We start from the raw sequence: 15,758 nt of genomic DNA on the forward strand, positions 1-15,758 counted from the left end.
GGTTCGAAGGTGAGACAGGCCCGAGGAAGGCTGCCATGCGATCCATGACCGCGCACCCGGCCCGCCCGCGCCCGGTGCGTTATCGTGAGTGCCGACTTGTGATCTCGTCGCGGGCGGACGGGCGATGGCTCACCTCGGTTCCACGCGCTACGACTCGGCGGCCAGGCAGCTGGAGCGCACCGCCGCGCGCACCGCTGCCGGCGCGCGCGGTGTCGTCGGCCTGGTCGCGGCCGTCGCCGCGGCGCTCGGGGCCGCCCCGCCCGTCTCCGCGGCCTGGCTGGCGCCCGCCCTGGCGGTGGAGCTCGGCTGGACCGCCCTGTTCCTGTGGCGGATGTGGCGCGGCACGCGGCTGCCCGCCTGGCTCGTGGCCGGCGACGTGGCGATCACCGTGGCGCTCTGCCTGGCGCAGCGTCACCTGGTGGCAGGGGAGGCGCTGGCCGGCGGCGCGAGCTGGGTCGCGGGGCTGGTCACGATGACGATCATCGTGCCCGCCGTCGTCTGGCGGCCCGCGGCGGCCGTGCCCACCGGCCTGGTCGTCGCGGTGGCGTACCTGGCCGGGATGCGGCTCGCCGACCCGGGGCAGGACGTGACCGTCTCGCTCGGCATCCACCTCGTCCAGGTGCTGGCCATCGCGGTGCTGATGACGCTGCTGCGCCGCTCCGCCGCCTCCGCCGACGGCTTCCTGCGGGAGAGCGCCAGGGCCGACGTCGCGCTCATGGTCGAGCGGCTGCGCCGCGAGGACGAGCTGAAGCAGGTCGGCAGCGTGCACGAGACGTCCCTGCACACCCTCACCATGGTCGGGCTGGGAACCTACGACGGGCCCTCGGCCACGCTGCGCGAACAGGCGTCCCACGACCTGTCCGCGCTCGACCGGCTGCGCGACACCCCCGGCAGGGAAGGCGTGCCCATCGCCCTGGACGCGCTGCTCGACGAGGTGGCCGGGCGCGCCACCGGGCTGCGGGTGCGCAGGCGGCTCACCCACGAGACCGTGCCGGGCGAGGTGGCCGAGAGCTTCGCCCGCGCCGTCGCCGAGGCCCTGTCCAACGTGGCGCGCCACGCCGGCGTGCGCGAGGCCGAGCTGACCTCGCGCAGGAGCGGCGGCGAGATCCGCGTGGAGGTCGCCGACCACGGCCGCGGCTTCGACCACGACCGGCTGCCGCCCGACCGGTTCGGCGTGCGCGGCTCCATCCTCGACACCATGCGCGCCCTGCCCAACGGCGGCGCCGACATCACCTCCGGCGGCGACGGCACCCGGGTCACCCTGTGGTGGCGGCCATGACCGGCGACATCGAGCAGGTCGCGCGGCGCTACGCCCGCTACACGGCGATCGGCGCCGTGGTCATCGCCGGCGTCTGGCACGTCGGCTACGACCTGACGGTCACGGTCACCGGCTGGCACGACTTCCGCTGGCCCGTGCTCGCGGCCGTCGCCTGGGTGGTCTACACCGCCGTCGGGGCCGTCGCCGCCGTGGCCCTGTTACGCGGCGCCGAGCCGTCCACCGCGGGGACGGGCCTGCTCGTGGCCGCGACGCTGGCCGTGGACGTCGCGGTCATGCTCGCCTGCCACCCGCGCGACCTGCTCGGCACCATCGACTGGGGGTGGGGCTCGGTCGGCTGGGTCGGCGTCATGCTGCTGTGGAACCGGCCGCGCTGGCGGGCCGAGCTCATCGCGTTCCTGGCGGCGAACGCCGGGCTCATGCTCGCCGCGATGGCCGTCACCGGCACGTTCGACCGCGTCTCGGTCGCCAAGTATCTGGTGGTCGTGGCCGGCAGCATCACCCTGCAGCTCGGCTACAGCGTCGGCTGCCACGCGCTGCGCGCCAGCGCCGAGGACGCGGCGCTGCTGGCGCGGCGGCTCGCCGCCGACGAAGCCTGGCGGATGTCCGCCCAGCGCATCCACGCCGACCGGCTGCGCCGCTACGCCGCCATCCGCGACGTGGCCGAGGACCTGCTGGAACGGCTCGCCGACGGCGCCGACCCCGGCGACGCGCGGGTCCGCGAGGAGTGCACGGCCGGCGCCCTGCGGCTGCGCCGCCTCATCACCGAGCGCGAGGACGTGCCCGACGCGCTCGTCACCGCGCTGCGCGAGCGCATCGACGCCGCCGAGCGGCGCAAGGTGCTGGTGACGGTCCCGCCGTTCGGCGGCACGTTGCCCGACCTGGCCGACCGCGTACGCGAGGACCTGCTCAGAGTGCCGCTCCAGGCGCTGGACGGGGCCAGGTCGCGGGCCAGGGTCACCGTGTCCGCCATGTCGACCATGGTGAGCGTGGCCGTCGTGGCCGACAACGACGACCTGCCCGTCAGCCCGGCGCCGGTGCGCGAGGCGAGCGGGGTCGTCATCACCTACCAGCGGCAGGGAGGGGAGGTATGGGTCAACAGCATCTGGCAGGCCCCGTGACGGTCGCCCTGGTCGAGGACCACCAGGTGGTGGTCGACGGCGTCCGGTCCTGGTTCGGGCAGCCGGGCCCGGTGACGCTCGTCGCCCAGGGGCCCACCATCGAGTCGGTCCGCGGCGTCCACGCCGACGTGCTGCTGCTCGATCTCAACCTCAACGGCACCATGATCGTCGACCGGATCGGCGACCTGTGCGAGGGCGGGCAGCGGATCATCGTCTTCTCCGAGCACGAGGAGCCGGAGACGGTCCGCGCCGTGCTGGACGCGGGCGCCTCCGCGTTCATCGGCAAGGGGCGGGCCACCCGCGAGTCGTGCGTCGAGACCATCCTGGAGGTGGCCGCCGACCGGCCCAGCGTCACCCCGCCGATGGCGCAGGCGATCGCCACCGACGAGAGCCCGCACCGGCCCCAGCTCTCCGACCAGGAGCGGCTGGCGCTCCTCTACTGGTTCCAGTCCATGTCCAAGGCGTCCGTGGCGGCCCGGATGGGCATCAAGGAGCGCACCGTGCGCCAGTACATCGACCGGGCCAGGGTCAAGTACGCGGCGGCCGGCCGGCCCGCCCCCACCAAGGAGAAGCTGCTCATCTGCGCCATCCAGGACGGCCTGATCAGCCCGGGGGAGGTGGACGTCTACACCTCGCTGGCCGCCCGTCCCGACCGGTAGGCGATCCGGCCGCCGAGCATGGTCAGCCACGCGTCCACGCCGGACAGCTCGTCGGCCGGCAGCGACCGGACGTCCGCGTCGAGCACCACCACGTCGGCCAGCTTGCCGGGGGCGAGCGAGCCGATCACGTCCTCCATGCGCAGCGCGTACGCCGCGTCGACGGTGTGCGCCCGCAGCGCCTCCTCCAGGGTGACGGCCTGCTCGGCGCCGATCGGCCCGCCCTCGCGGGTCCGCCGCCGCACCGCGTTGGACACCGTCTCCATGGGCCGCAGCGAGGAGACGAACGAGTCGCTCGACAGCACCGGGCGCAGCCCCGCGTCCAGCTCCTCGCGCATCGGCTGCAGCCGGTGGGCCCTCCTGTCGCCGAGCCGGCGCACGAAGTCGGTGCCGCTGTCGTACAGGAAGTTCGGCTGGTTGACCGGGATGACGCCGAGTGAGGCGAACTCGCGCACCTGCGCCGGCGTGGGGTGGCCGCAGTGCTCGATCCGCGGCCTGGCGTCGTCGCCGGACACCGCGACCGCGGCCTTGAGCGCGTCGAGCGTGTAGCCCATCGCCCGGTCGCCCTGGGTGTGCACGCCGACCTGCCAGCCCGCCGACGCGGCCCGTCGCACCAGGTCGACGAGCTCCTCCGGCCGGTGGTAGAGCGTGCCGGTGAAGTCGTCCCCGTACGGCTCGTCGAACATCGCGGTGCCGCCCAGGAGCGTGCCGTCGCAGTAGAACTTCATCGCGCCGAACCGCAGCCGGTCGTCGCCGAACGGGCCCGCCAGGCCGATCGAGGTAAGCTCGTCGAGCATGTGCGACAGCGGCATGACCACCGTGCGCACCGGCAGGGTGCCCGCGTCCCAGGCGGACCGGTAGATCTCCAGCTCGCGGCGCGACACCTGCGGGTCGCACACGGTGGTGACGCCGGCCTTCAGGTACGGTTCGGCGGACATCTCCAGCCAGGAGCGCAGCTGCTCGCGCGGCAGGTCGACGTGGAAGTTCGGGCCGTGGCAGCCGATGTCGACGGCCACGGGCAGCAGCAGCTCCATGGCGGAGTCCAGCACCATCCCGGTCAGCCGGCCGCCCTCGTCCCTGACGAACGCGCCGCCCGCCGGGTCGGCCACGTCCTCGCCGATGCCGCGCCAGGCCAGCGCCGCGGAGTTCACCACGGCCTGGTGCCCGGAGACGTGGTAGACGATCACCGGATGGTCGGTGGTGGCCTCGTCGAGCTGCCGCCGGGTGGGCCGGCCGCCGGGGAACTTCGCGTCGTCCATGCCGTACGCGCGGATCCACTGGCCGGCCGGGGTCCTGGCCGCCTCGGCGGCGATCCTGGCCACCAGGTCCCGCGCGCTGCCCACCCCCGGATAGCGGGCGTCCACCGCCACCAGCGACTCCGCCGTGGACAGCAGGTGGTTGTGCGGGTCGACGAACCCGGGCAGCACGCTGCGCCCGCCCGCGAGCACGACCTCCGCGCCCGGCCCGGCCGCGGCCAGCACCTCGGGCTCCCGCCCGACGGCCAGCACGCGGCCGTCGCGCACGGCCACGGCGTCCGCGGCGGGGTTCGCCGGGTCCATGGTGATGACCTTGCCGCCGGTGATGACGATGGTGGACACGCGAGTCTCCTTACGGGATCAGTGGGTGGCCGGGGCGGCCGGGGCGGGGTCGCGGTAGCGGGGCGCCACGGCCAGGCAGATCGCGCTCAGCGCGCACATGCCGACCAGCATCGCCACGGCCGGCCAGGCCGCGCCGCCTGCCGCGCCCACGAAGGCGGTCGCGACGATCGGGGACAGGCCGCCGAAGATCGCGCCCGCGCCCTGGTAGGCCAGCGAGATGCCGGTGTAGCGCACCTGCGGCGGGAACATCTCGGACAGGATGGCCGCCATCGGCCCGTACGTCCCCGAGGTGGCCAGCCTCATCAGGCCCAGCATCGCGAAGATCAGGAACGCGTTCTGCGAGCCGAGCACCGCGAACTGCGGCACGGCCAGCGCGGCGGTGATCACCAGGAAGAAGACCACGACCTTGCGGCTGCCCAGCCGGTCGCCCACCCAGGCGATGGCCAGCGTGGCCACCAGCTCGACGAACGCGGCGAAGCTCAGACCGCTGAGGATGAGCTGCTCGGACGCGCCGACCGACTCGCCTGTCGCGTACGCCAGCAGGAAGGTGGTGAGGATGTAGTAGCCGCCGATGGCGACCGGCAGCGTGCCGATGCCGAGCAGGACCGACCGCCACGAGAGGCGGAACACCTCCTTGATCGGCGTCGCGGCCTTCTCCACCTTCTGGAAGACGGGCGACTCCTCGACGCGGAGCCGGATGAACAGGCCCACGAACACCAGCACGGCCGAGACGATGAACGGCACCCGCCAGCCCCACGTGTGCAGCACGTCGTCGCCGAGCAGCGTGATGAGGCTGAACGCGCCGGTGGCGAGCAGCGCGCCGGCCGGGTTGCCGAGCTGGGCGAACCCGCCGAAGAACGTCTTGCGGCCCTCCGGCGCGTGCTCGACCGCCATCAGCACGGCCCCGCCCCACTCGCCGCCGACGGCCAGCCCCTGCACGAAGCGGAGCACCACCAGCAGCAGCGGCGCGAGCGCGCCGATGCTCTCGTACGTGGGCAGCACGCCGACCGCGAAGGTGGCGGCGCCCATCATGACCAGCGTCACCACCAGCGCCGACTTGCGGCCCACGCGGTCGCCGAAGTGGCCGAACACGATGCCGCCGAGCGGCCGGGCGAAGAACCCGACGGCGTAGGTGGCGAACGACGCCATCAGGGCGACCGTGGGGCTCGACGCGTTCGGGAAGAAGAGATCCCCGAAGACCAGCGCGGCCGCTGTGGCGTAGATGTAGAAGTCGTACCACTCGATCGTGGTCCCGACGAAGGCGGCGCCGGCCGCTCTGTTGGCGCGTTTCATGGGGTCCTCCGGGGTCATCAGGGGGTGCGATGACGATATGCGCAGGTCACAGCACCGGCCCCCGGGGCAAATCGCACCGTTGGCGATGAATTAGAGTGCGGTATGCACCTTGCAGAGGATGCGTCATGGCCCTGACCGTCGCCCAGGCGATGACGCTGCCCGGGATGAGCATGCGCCTGCTCGCCGGACGGGCTGGGCTGGGCCGGGAGGTCCGCTGGGCGCACGTGTCGGAGCTGGCCGACCCGGTGCCGTGGCTGCGCGGCGGCGAGCTGGTCCTGACCATCGGGCTCGGCCTGCCCGGCGACGTCGAGGGGCGGCGCGCGTACGTCGAACGGCTGTCCGTCGCGGGCTGCGCGGCGCTCGCCTTCGCGCTGGACGAGGCGATGGCGGAGGTGCCGCGCGACGTCCGGGACGCGGCCGATTCGTGCGGGCTGCCGGTCCTGGAGATCCTCACCCCGTTCGTCGCCGTGACCGAGGCGGTCGCCCGCTGGCACGCCGACGAGCGGGTGCGCGGCGAGCGGAAGGTCGTCGCCGCCCAGGAGGCGACGGCCAGGGCCGCGCTGACCTCGGGCACGACGGGCATCCTGCGCGCGCTGGCCGAGCACGCCGGCGGCGTGGCGCTGCTGCTCGGCGCCCGCGCCGAGCCCGCCGCCGCCAGCCCGGAGGGGGAGCGGCCGTGGCACGCCCGCGCCGTGGAGGCGGCTGGCCGCGCGGCCCCGCGCAGCGCCGGCGTGCTCGACGACGGCATCCAGGCCGTCCAGGTGCAGAGCCTCGGCTTCGCCGGGCCGCCGATCGGCTGGCTGGCGGTGTGCACCGCCTCGCCGCTGGACTGGCACGTGCGGATGCTGGCCAACCAGGCCGCCTGCCTGCTCGCCCTGGAACTCCTCGGCGTGCGGGCCGGCCGGGTCAGGGAGCACGTCCAGCGCGGCCGGCTGCTGTCGGCCGCGCTCGACGGGGTGCTGCCCGCACCCGCGCTCGGCGAGCTGTGCCAGGTCGCGCCGCCCCCGTACGAGGTCGTCCTGGTACGGGAGGAGATCGCCCTTGAGACGGCCGTCGAGGCGCTCGAAGAGGTGGCGGCCGGCTCCCATGCCTTCGTCTGCGTCCGGCCCGAGGGCACGCTGTTCGTGCTGCCCGAGGACGGGCGGCGGCGCGGCGGCGACCTGTGCGGCCTGCTCGGCGCTCCGGGTGGCGGCTGCCGGGCGCACCGCCTGGACGAGCTGCCCGCCGCCGTCCGGCACGCGGCGGGGCTCGCCGCTCTCGGCGGCTACACCCACGTCGACGACCTGGAGCCGTGGGCGTTGTTGCGGGAGGCGATCGTGCCGGACGCCGCCGGTCGCTTCGCCGCCGCGGTGCTCCGCCCGCTGCGCGAGCACGAGGAGCGGCACGGCGGTGACCTGATCGCGTCCGTGCGCGCCTACCTGGAGTCGGGGGAGAACCTGGAGACCGCCGCCCGCCGCCTGGGCGTGCACCGCAACACGCTGCGCCGCCGGCTCGCCGCCGCCGAGCGCGTCTCCGGCCGCCCGCTGTCCGATCCGGACCACCGGCTGCAGATCTGGCTGGCGCTGTCGCTCGCCGACCTGGTCCCGCCGGGCCGGCCATGAAAGTTTCTTGCCGTTGCTAGATCGTCTGCGCATGTCAGAGGGCTGACCTGCTGAGGGCGGGCGCGCCACCGGTTGCTCGACAAAAAATTTCGGCTCACCATCGAAATGTTTCGACCCCGATGGGAGAGGCGCGGATGAGAGCACGTCACCGTATAGCCGGAGCCGCGGTCGCCACCGCCCTCCTGGCCGTCCTCGGCCTGGTCCTCGCCGCCCCGGCCTCGTCGGCCCAGCTGGTGGAGGTCACCGGATTCGGGACCAACCCCACCAACCTGCGGATGCACCTGTACGTGCCCGACGGCGTGGGGTCGCGGCCGCCGGTGCTGCTGGCCGTGCACTACTGCACCGGCTCGGGCCCCGCCCTGCACTCCGGCACCGAGTTCGCCTCGCTGGCCGACCGGCACAAGTTCATCGTCGTCTACCCGTCGGCCACCAGGAGCGGGGCCTGCTTCGACGTCTCCTCGCCGCAGGCGCTGCGGCGCGACGGCGGCAGCGACCCCGTCGGCATCATGTCCATGGTCCGGTACGTCCACCAGCGCCACGGCGGCGACCCGGACCGCACCTTCGTCACCGGCGTCTCCTCCGGCGCGATGATGACCAACGTGCTGCTCGGCGACTATCCCGACGTGTTCAAGGCCGGCGCCGCCTACATGGGCGTCCCGTTCGGCTGCTTCGCCACCACCGACGGGTCGAGCTGGAACAGCCAGTGCGCCAACGGGCAGATCGTCAGGACGCCGCAGCAGTGGGGCGACCTCGTCCGCGCCGCCTACCCCGGCTACGCGGGCCCCCGGCCGCGCATGCAGATCTGGCACGGCACCGAGGACAGCACGCTGCGCTACCCCAACTTCCAGGAGCAGATCAAGCAGTGGACGAACGTCCACGGCCTGGGCCAGACGCCGTCCTCCACCGACACGCCGCAGGCCGGCTACACCCGCACCCGCTACGGCGGCACGGGCGGCACGGCCCCCGTCGAGGCGATCAGCCTCCAGGGCGCCGGCCACGACCTGCCCAGAGGCGGGATGGCCGCCGAGACCATCCGCTTCTTCGGCCTCGACTCCGGCGGCGGCCCCACCTCCACACCCACCATCACGCCCACCGTCTCGGGACCCTGCCAGGTCGGCTACACCATGAACACCTGGAACACCGGCTTCACGACCGCCGTCTCCATCACCAACAGGGGCGCCTCACCCGTCACCGCCTGGTCGCTGGCCTTCACCCTGCCCGCCGGCCAGACGATCACCGGCGCCTGGAACACCACGATCACGCCGTCGAGCGGCCAGGTCACGGCCACCAACGCGCCCTACAACGGCACCATCGCCCCCAACGCCACGGTCACCTTCGGCTTCCAGGCCACCCACACCGGCAACACCGCGAAACCCTCCGCCTTCACCCTGAACGGGGCCGCCTGCGCGGTCCAGTGAGTCCCCGGGACGCCAGGAGGATGACCGCCCGGCGAGGCGGCGCGCGGATCACCACCGGGGGTGACCCGCGCGCCGGCCGGACAGGCGGCAGGCGCGATCTCCGGGAGCCGTCCGGGCCCTCGACCGCCGGTGCAGCGGGCGATCGAGGGCCCGGCGGTGTGCCGCTACCCGGCTCCGAAGAACCGGGTGATCGCCTCGGCGAGCGCTTCTGGATGGGTCAGCGGGGCGGCGTGCCCGGCGCCGGGGATCTCGCGCATCCGGCCGTCGCGGACGTGACCGGCCACATGCCGCGCGCCCGCGCGGTAGAAGGCCATGGTGCCGGACCCGTACAGGACCAGCACGGGAGTGGAGACCGCGCCCAGCACGGCCGGGTCCTCGACGGTGGGACCTCCGGACGCCTCCACCTGCCCGAGGAGGCTGAGCAGGTGCGGGACGTATCGGCCTGCGGCCTCGAAGTAGCCGGCCTCCTCTGCGACGGCGAGTTCCTCGTCGCTGAAGGGCCCGCCGGCGAACGCCCGGATCGCGGCCGTCACGTCGCCTCCGGCGGCCAGCTCGCCCATGCGGGCGATGGCGCCGACGATGACGGCTAGCTCCCGCCCGTCCATCAGGCCCCGCATCGGAGGCTCCAGAAGGACCACCGCGTCCACCGCGCCGGATCGCGCCGCCGTGTCGGATCGCGGCGTGCCGGACCGCGCCGCCGCGCCGAGCGCCAGGTTGGCGCCGGCGGACCAGCCCACCAGTCCGGCCGGTTCGCCCAAGCTGTCGAGGTAGGCGAGGACGTCGTCGACCTGCCTGCCCGGGCTGAGGTCGGGGTGGTCGCCGCTGAGGCCGCGGCCGCGCATGCTCGGCAGATGGCAGGTGAACCGGCCGGTGAGGTGTCCCACCAGCCGGCCCCAGTCGAGGTCGCCGTCGCCGATGGCTCCGTGCAGGAACACGAGCGGCCGCCCCCGGCCGTGCACGGTCCCGCCGATGGTGACGCCGTCGGTGGTGGTGACGTGGTGCGTGCGCTGTGTGCTCATGGCAGGCTCCGGCGTTCGGGCAAAGTAAACGCGTTTACTCTAGCCGGGGCTTCCCAGGTAAGTAAACGCGTTTACTTTCTGGTGTCACCGTGCAGCAGCGCCCGCACTCCCTGGCGGACGTACTCGACCACCTGCTCGGGCGGCGCGGTGGCCAGCCGCCCCTCCGGGGACGCCCACCGCATCACCCGGATCCCGGCGAGCAGCGCGGCGGCCAGCTCCGCGCGCAGCCGGGGGTCGTCACCCGCCGCGACCGTGGTGAACGGGCCGACGACGGTGTTCTCGGCGTAGTCCCGCACCTCCTCGGGCAGCTCCACCTGACCAGGGGTCTCCCCGAGGAGCCGCCAGACCGTGAGCAGGTCGTCCAGGGCGAGCGGGCTCTCCGAACCGGACCCGTACAGCTCGGCCATCCGGTCCGGCAGTTCCTCGGCCGGCACGTCCAGCTGCCCGAACATGGCCGAGTCCGCCGCGGCCATGGCGAACAACCCCGCCTTGGACCCGAAGTAGCGGTACACCAGGGCGACGTTGACGCCGGCGTCCGCGGCGACGTCCCTGACGCTGACGGCCTCGTAGCGGTCACCGGCGAACCGCCGGCGGGCCGCCTCCAGCAGCGCCTGCCGCGTCGCGGCGGCATCGCGGCGTCGCCGCGGCGCCGCCGCGCCCTCGGGGGTCTTCTTCTCCGCCGCCATCTCCGTCACCACCATGACTCGACGTCAACGGCGGTAACGCTAGCGGACACCCGCCGGGCCAGGAGGGTCGTCAGTCCGCCTGGAAGTGCCAGATGACCATCGAGGACAGGCCGGCGCTCGCGGCCCTGGCCGCCTCCGGGGCCAGGTCGGTCAGCACCCACGGCCACACGTCCCAGGGACCGAGCGCCTCGGCAGGGGCGGGCGGCGGGCCGTCGTCCGGCTCCGGCGTCAGCTCCTCGCAGCGGCGCGGGCGCAGGCCGGCGGCCAGGGCGGCGCGCAGGTAGTCGCCGATGCCGTGCCGGTAGGTGGTCACGCGGCCGGGGCTGCCGTCCGGCAGGCGCACGGGCGGGACCACGCCGCGCGCCACGCTGTCCGGATGGATGTCGGAGAGCACCACGTGCCCGCCCGGCCGCAGCACCCGGGCGAACTCGGCCAGCACCGGCCCGAGCGCGGGCACGTGCGTCAGCGCGAGCGAGCAGGTGACCAGGTCGACGGCGTCGTCGGCCACCGGCAGCCGGTCCAGGTCGCCGGGCAGGAACTCGCGGCCGGGCGCCTTCTTCCGTGCCAGCGCCAGCATCTCCGGCGATCTGTCCACGCCCCGCACGCGGTGGCCGTGCCCGGCGACCAGAGCTGTGAGCCTGCCGGTGCCGCACGCCGCGTCCAGGGCCTCGCCCGCCGGGATGGCGCCGAGGATCTCGTGGAGGATCGGCTCGTCGAGGTCGAAGGCCGCGTTGGGGCCGTCGTAGGTGGCCGACCAGATGCGGTAGCCCGCGACGGGGTCCACGCGGGCGACGTCCACGGCGGCGTCGGCCAACCGCGGGTCATCCAGAAATTTCCGGATCTCGGCGATGCGCGCCTCGGTGAACTCGCGCCCGTGCGCGCCGGTGAAGGCCCGCAGCAGCGCCATGCCCTCGATGCCGAGCAGGTATCCCAGGGGACTTTCGTGAATCATCGCCCGCCACGCTAAGCCCCAGCCTCCGGAGACCGCCACGGATTATCCGTTCCGGGCCACTTGCCGGTGATTGGCCGGATACTCCTGGCGGCCCCGTCCCTACGCTGGGGCCATGGACCCGCGACTCGACGACGATCTCGTACAGCTGCCCGACCTGCTCAAGGAAACCCAGGAGCACGCCGTACGCCTCCTGGAAGGGCTGGCGGAGCGGCCGGTGGCGCCGCCGCCAGGGCGGCGCGAGCCGGTGGCGCTGCCGGAGCGCGGCGAGGGGGCGCGCGGTGCGCTGGAGGCGTTCGCGCGGCGCTGGGAGCCCGGCTTCTCGGCCAGCGCGGGCCCCCGCTACCTGGGGTTCGTCACCGGCGGCAGCACCCCCGCCGCGCTCGCGGGCGACTGGCTGACCGGCGCGCTGGACCAGAACGTGGTGGGCGACCTCGACTCCGCCGCCGCCGGCCTGGAGCGTGAGACGGTCTCGTGGCTGCGCGAGTTGCTCGGCCTGCCGGTCGCGTACGAGGGCGCGTTCGTCAGCGGCGCCACCATGTCCAACGTCACCGGACTGGCCATCGCCCGCGAGTGGATCGGCGAGCGGCGCGGCGTCTCGGTCGCGGAGCAGGGGCTCGCCGCGCTCGGCCCGGTGCGGGTGCTGTCCGGCAGCCCGCACTCCAGCATCGGCAAGGCGCTGTCCGTGCTCGGCCTCGGCCGCTCGGCGCTGCGGCGGGTCGAGTCGCTGCCCGGCAGGGAGGCGGTCGACGTGGACCGGCTCGCGGAGGCGCTGCGCGAGCTGGACGGGGAGCCGGCGATCGTGGTGGCGAACGCCGGCACGGTCAACACCGTCGACTACGACGATCTGCGGGCCATCGCCGCGCTGCGCGAGCGGCACCCGTTCTGGCTGCACGTGGACGCCGCCTTCGGCGCCTTCGCCGCCCTCTCACCTGAGCACGCCCACCTGGTCGACGGGCTCGGCGAGGCCGACTCGATCTGCGTCGACCTGCACAAATGGCTGAACGTCCCGTACGACAGCGCCGTCCAGCTCACCCGCCGCCGCGACCTCCAGGCGCGGGTCTTCCAGAACTCCGCCGCGTACCTCGGCGCGGTCGGCGACGACCCCGACTTCGTCCACCTGACCCCGGAGAACTCGCGGCGGCTGCGGGCGCTGGCGGCCTGGTTCACGCTCGCCGCCTACGGGCGCGAGGGCCACGCGGAGATCGTCCGGCGTGACGTCGCGCTCGCCGCCCGGCTCGGCGAGCGGCTGGCCGCCATGCCCGCCTACCGGCTGCTCGCCCCGGTACGGCTCAACGTCGTCTGCTTCACCGTCGCCGCGGACCCGTCCCGCGCCGACGAGGTGGCGCGGGCGGTCGCCGCGTCCGGCGAGGCGTTCGTCACCCCCACCGTGTACGCGGGCGTGCCCGCCCTGCGCGCCGCCTTCTCCAACTGGCGTACGACCGAGGCCGACGTCGAACGGGTGGCCGAGGCGCTGGCACGGGCGGCCGGCTAACCCCACACCAGCCGGGCCGTCCGCGCGACCAGCTCCAGCTTGCGCCGCTGGTCGTCGACGGTGAGCAGGTTGCCCCTGGAGGTGGAGGCGAACCCGCACTGCGGGCTGATCGCCAGATCCTCCGGAGGCACGAACGCGGCGGCCTCGTCGATGCGGCGGCGCAGCTCGTCGGGTGACTCCAGGACCGGCACCTTGGACGAGACGAGCCCGAGCACCACCGTGGTCCCCCGGGGCACGAACCGCAGCGGCTCGAAGCCGCCGGCCCGCTCGGTGTCGTACTCCAGCAGGAACCGGTCCACCGGGACCTCGCCGAACAGCCGCTCGGCGACCGGTTCGTAGCCGCCGCTGGACATCCAGGCGCTGCGGTTGTTGCCGCGGCAGATGTGCATGCCGACCGTGACGTCCGGGTTGATCGCCTTGGTGGCGCGGACCAGCTCGGCGTCCACCGCGATCGTGGCGTCCAGCAGCACCTCCGGGGGAGGGGCGGCGGCGCCGAACATCCGCATGCGGAACCCGGGGTCGATCACGAAGTTGTAGCCCAGCGAGTCGAGCTGGATCCACCGCACGCCGAGCCTGATCAGCTTCCTGATCTCCTCGATCCGCAACGCGACCAGGTCGCGCATCATCGCGCCGGGGTCAGGGTAGGCGTCCGCGCTGATCTCCGGCCGCCACAGCAGGTTCCCCATGGACGAGCTCATCATGGTGATCTTGAAGGGGCCGGGCGCGTGCCGCATCAGGAAGTCGGCCTCGGCGGCGGTGAGGTGCTTCTTCTGGGTGAGCCGGGCGTTCGCGGCCACCATGTCGAAGGAGGTCTCGTCGGGCGGCACCGGCTGACCGTCGCCTCTGAACCAGGCCGAGTTCGTCACCTCGGCCGGCACCACTCCGCCGAGCGACTCCAGCAGGCCGGCCATCCAGGTCGCCCGGCGCATCTCGCCGTCGGTGAAGACCTCGATCCCGGCCTCGCGCTGCAGGTCGATCGCGGCCAGCGCCGCGTCCTCCGTCAGCTTCGCGAGGGTCTCCTCGCTCAGCTCGCCGCGCCGGTGCGCCTCACGGGCCCGCAGCAGCTCGGGCGGCCGCAGAAGGCTGCCGACGTGCTCGGCGTGATGGGTGGTGGGCATGCGTTCCTCCCGGTTCGTCAGGTGGAGCGTCCGCCACCACTTTCCGCCCGCCGCCCCGGATCGTCCACCCGTTCCCACGAGATCGCGTCCTCATCTGCGCCTTTTCGTCAGGACGCAATGGTGTGGCCTCATCTTCACCTCCTGGCACAAGCTGTGGAGCGGGGGAGATCCACTCGGGGGCTTGAGGGGGAGCTGAAACGTGGCTTCGGACGACGGGGGAACCAGAACCATCCGTGACCGCTTCGTACCGCTCGCCGCGGCGGCATGCCTGCTGTCCCTGGCCGCGTGCGCGGCGGAGCCGGAGCCGCCCCTGGACCCGGGCCTCCGTCTCGACCAGCGGCCACTGGTGCTCCCGCTCGACGCCTATCACGCCTCCCCTGAGGAGGAGGCCGTCGTCCTGCGGGCCCGGACCGAGCTCTTCCGCGGCTGTATGGCGAGGCTCGGCTTCACGGCGCCCACGGGCGCCCCCGCCACGGGGATCGACCGCAACCACGAGCGCTATTTGCTGGAGGACGAACGACTCGCCAGGACCCGCGGCTACCACCCGTCGGAGGCGTCGCGGGCCGGGCCGCAGCGGGCGCCCGACCCGGGCTACCTCGCCGCGGCCAACGGCACCGGACGTCCCGGCGCCGCCGTCCCTCCCGGAGGGTGCGAGGCGGAGGCGCACGACCGGCTGATCCCCGTGCCCGCCGCCGAAGCGATGCGGCGCGTCACCGACCTGAAGGGGTGGAGCTGGGAGCGCTCGCTGAGCGACAGCCGGGTGACCGGCGTCTTCGCGGCCTGGTCGTCGTGCATGGCCCGGCTCGGCCATGACTATCCCACGCCGCGGGCGGCGAACAACGACGTCGCGTTCAGAACCGACCGGCCGACTCCCCGGGAGATCGCGACCGCCGTCGCGGACGTCCGGTGCAAGCGGCAGACGGATGTCGTCCGCACCTGGGCGGCCGTCGAAGCCGCCTACCAGCAGCAGGCGATAGCCCGGCACCTGGACGAACTGCGGGAAGGGAAGAAGGCGATCACCTCCCTGGTGGCCGCCTCCCGGGCGATCGCGCGGCAGCGCTGACGGCTCCCGCCCTCATGCTCCCGGACCGGGGCTCTCCCGTTCCGGGCCCACCAGAAAGAAAGGCATCACCACCGATGAAGCGTGTCACGCGTTCTGTCGCAGCCCTGGCCATGCTCGGCGCGGCGGCCATGGTCACGACCGCCACCCCGGCCGCGGCAGCCGCCTGCACCGACGCCGTCTGCGTCTACGAAGGGCGGGGCGGGACCGGGACTGTCGCCGGGTTCACCACCGCCGACAACAACTTCTCCAACAACAAGTTCCTCAACGGCACCAACGTCAACGACCGGATCTCCTCCATCAGCGTGGCGACCAACCGCAACGCCGCGATGTTCTACACCGATTCCTACTGGCGTGGCCACGCGCACCGGATCGAGAATTTCGGGCACAGCCGGCCGCACGACGCCGTATGGGACAACCAGTACAGCTCGTTCCGCTATGTCGTCATCGACTGAGTCCTGACCCGGC

At 73.6% G+C, this 15,758-nt stretch carries 14 protein-coding genes; 8 read left to right on the forward strand and 6 right to left on the reverse strand.

Going from position 1 to position 15,758, the window contains the following annotated elements; translation table 11 throughout:
• The first annotated feature begins 124 nt into the window (after positions 1–124).
• The 3 genes from ABD999_RS15680 to ABD999_RS15690 are packed head-to-tail and all read left to right on the forward strand — an operon-like array spanning position 125 to position 3,056.
• A complete protein-coding gene (locus ABD999_RS15680; RefSeq protein ID WP_187281296.1) occupies positions 125–1,279 on the forward strand; it encodes a sensor histidine kinase in 1,155 nt (384 codons plus the stop codon).
• The gene (locus ABD999_RS15685; RefSeq protein ID WP_271279744.1) at positions 1,276–2,397 is read left to right on the forward strand and encodes a hypothetical protein; all 1,122 of its coding nucleotides are present in this window, start codon (positions 1,276–1,278) and stop codon (positions 2,395–2,397) included. The genes ABD999_RS15680 and ABD999_RS15685 overlap by 4 nt, the downstream gene beginning before the upstream one ends.
• Positions 2,367–3,056: a response regulator gene (locus ABD999_RS15690; protein ID WP_148033243.1), complete on the forward strand. Its 690-nt coding sequence runs from the start codon at positions 2,367–2,369 to the stop codon at positions 3,054–3,056. Before ABD999_RS15685 ends, ABD999_RS15690 begins: the two co-directional genes overlap by 31 nt.
• Here ABD999_RS15690 and ABD999_RS15695 read toward each other — a convergent pair.
• Entirely contained in the window at positions 3,023–4,651 is a 1,629-nt protein-coding gene (locus tag ABD999_RS15695; protein WP_271279745.1) for an amidohydrolase, read from the reverse strand. The genes ABD999_RS15690 and ABD999_RS15695 overlap by 34 nt on opposite strands.
• 18 nt (positions 4,652–4,669) lie before the next feature.
• A complete protein-coding gene (locus ABD999_RS15700; protein WP_261808734.1) occupies positions 4,670–5,944 on the reverse strand; it encodes an MFS transporter in 1,275 nt (424 codons plus the stop codon).
• A 125-nt stretch (positions 5,945–6,069) separates the two neighbouring features.
• On the opposite strand from ABD999_RS15700, the gene ABD999_RS15705 reads away from it, so the two are divergent.
• On the forward strand, positions 6,070–7,545 hold the full coding sequence (locus ABD999_RS15705; RefSeq protein ID WP_345482764.1) for a PucR family transcriptional regulator: 1,476 nt from the start codon (positions 6,070–6,072) through the stop codon (positions 7,543–7,545).
• A 134-nt stretch (positions 7,546–7,679) separates the two neighbouring features.
• Complete coding sequence (locus ABD999_RS15710) at positions 7,680–8,963, forward strand: extracellular catalytic domain type 1 short-chain-length polyhydroxyalkanoate depolymerase (RefSeq protein WP_345482765.1); 1,284 nt, start codon at positions 7,680–7,682, stop codon at positions 8,961–8,963.
• 164 nt (positions 8,964–9,127) lie between these two features.
• On the opposite strand, the gene ABD999_RS15715 is transcribed toward ABD999_RS15710, so the two are convergent.
• The 3 genes from ABD999_RS15715 to ABD999_RS15725 all read right to left on the reverse strand — a co-directional run bounded on the left by ABD999_RS15715 (position 9,128) and on the right by ABD999_RS15725 (position 11,620).
• Positions 9,128–9,982, reverse strand: coding sequence for an alpha/beta fold hydrolase (locus ABD999_RS15715; protein ID WP_271276967.1), 855 nt, complete (start codon positions 9,980–9,982; stop codon positions 9,128–9,130).
• Between the two features lie 71 nt (positions 9,983–10,053).
• Positions 10,054–10,683, reverse strand: coding sequence for a TetR/AcrR family transcriptional regulator (locus tag ABD999_RS15720; RefSeq protein WP_271276968.1), 630 nt, complete (start codon positions 10,681–10,683; stop codon positions 10,054–10,056).
• A 55-nt stretch (positions 10,684–10,738) separates the two neighbouring features.
• Positions 10,739–11,620, reverse strand: a complete 882-nt coding sequence (locus tag ABD999_RS15725) for a class I SAM-dependent methyltransferase (RefSeq protein ID WP_271276969.1) — start codon at positions 11,618–11,620, stop codon at positions 10,739–10,741.
• 112 nt (positions 11,621–11,732) lie between these two features.
• On the opposite strand from ABD999_RS15725, the gene ABD999_RS15730 reads away from it, so the two are divergent.
• Entirely contained in the window at positions 11,733–13,112 is a 1,380-nt protein-coding gene (locus ABD999_RS15730; protein ID WP_271276970.1) for a pyridoxal phosphate-dependent decarboxylase family protein, read from the forward strand.
• Here the strand turns inward: ABD999_RS15730 and ABD999_RS15735 are convergent.
• Entirely contained in the window at positions 13,109–14,230 is a 1,122-nt protein-coding gene (locus ABD999_RS15735; RefSeq protein ID WP_271276971.1) for a cobalamin-independent methionine synthase II family protein, read from the reverse strand. The genes ABD999_RS15730 and ABD999_RS15735 overlap by 4 nt on opposite strands.
• Before the next feature lie 199 nt (positions 14,231–14,429).
• On the opposite strand from ABD999_RS15735, the gene ABD999_RS15740 reads away from it, so the two are divergent.
• Together ABD999_RS15740 and ABD999_RS15745 are read left to right on the forward strand one after the other, a co-directional pair.
• Complete coding sequence (locus ABD999_RS15740) at positions 14,430–15,293, forward strand: hypothetical protein (RefSeq protein ID WP_271276972.1); 864 nt, start codon at positions 14,430–14,432, stop codon at positions 15,291–15,293.
• 74 nt (positions 15,294–15,367) lie between these two features.
• Entirely contained in the window at positions 15,368–15,745 is a 378-nt protein-coding gene (locus ABD999_RS15745; protein ID WP_271276973.1) for a peptidase inhibitor family I36 protein, read from the forward strand.
• The last annotated feature ends 13 nt before the right edge of the window (positions 15,746–15,758 follow it).

The organism is Nonomuraea ferruginea (genome assembly GCF_039540635.1).
In the GTDB taxonomy this organism is placed as follows: Bacteria; Actinomycetota; Actinomycetes; order Streptosporangiales; family Streptosporangiaceae; genus Nonomuraea; species Nonomuraea ferruginea.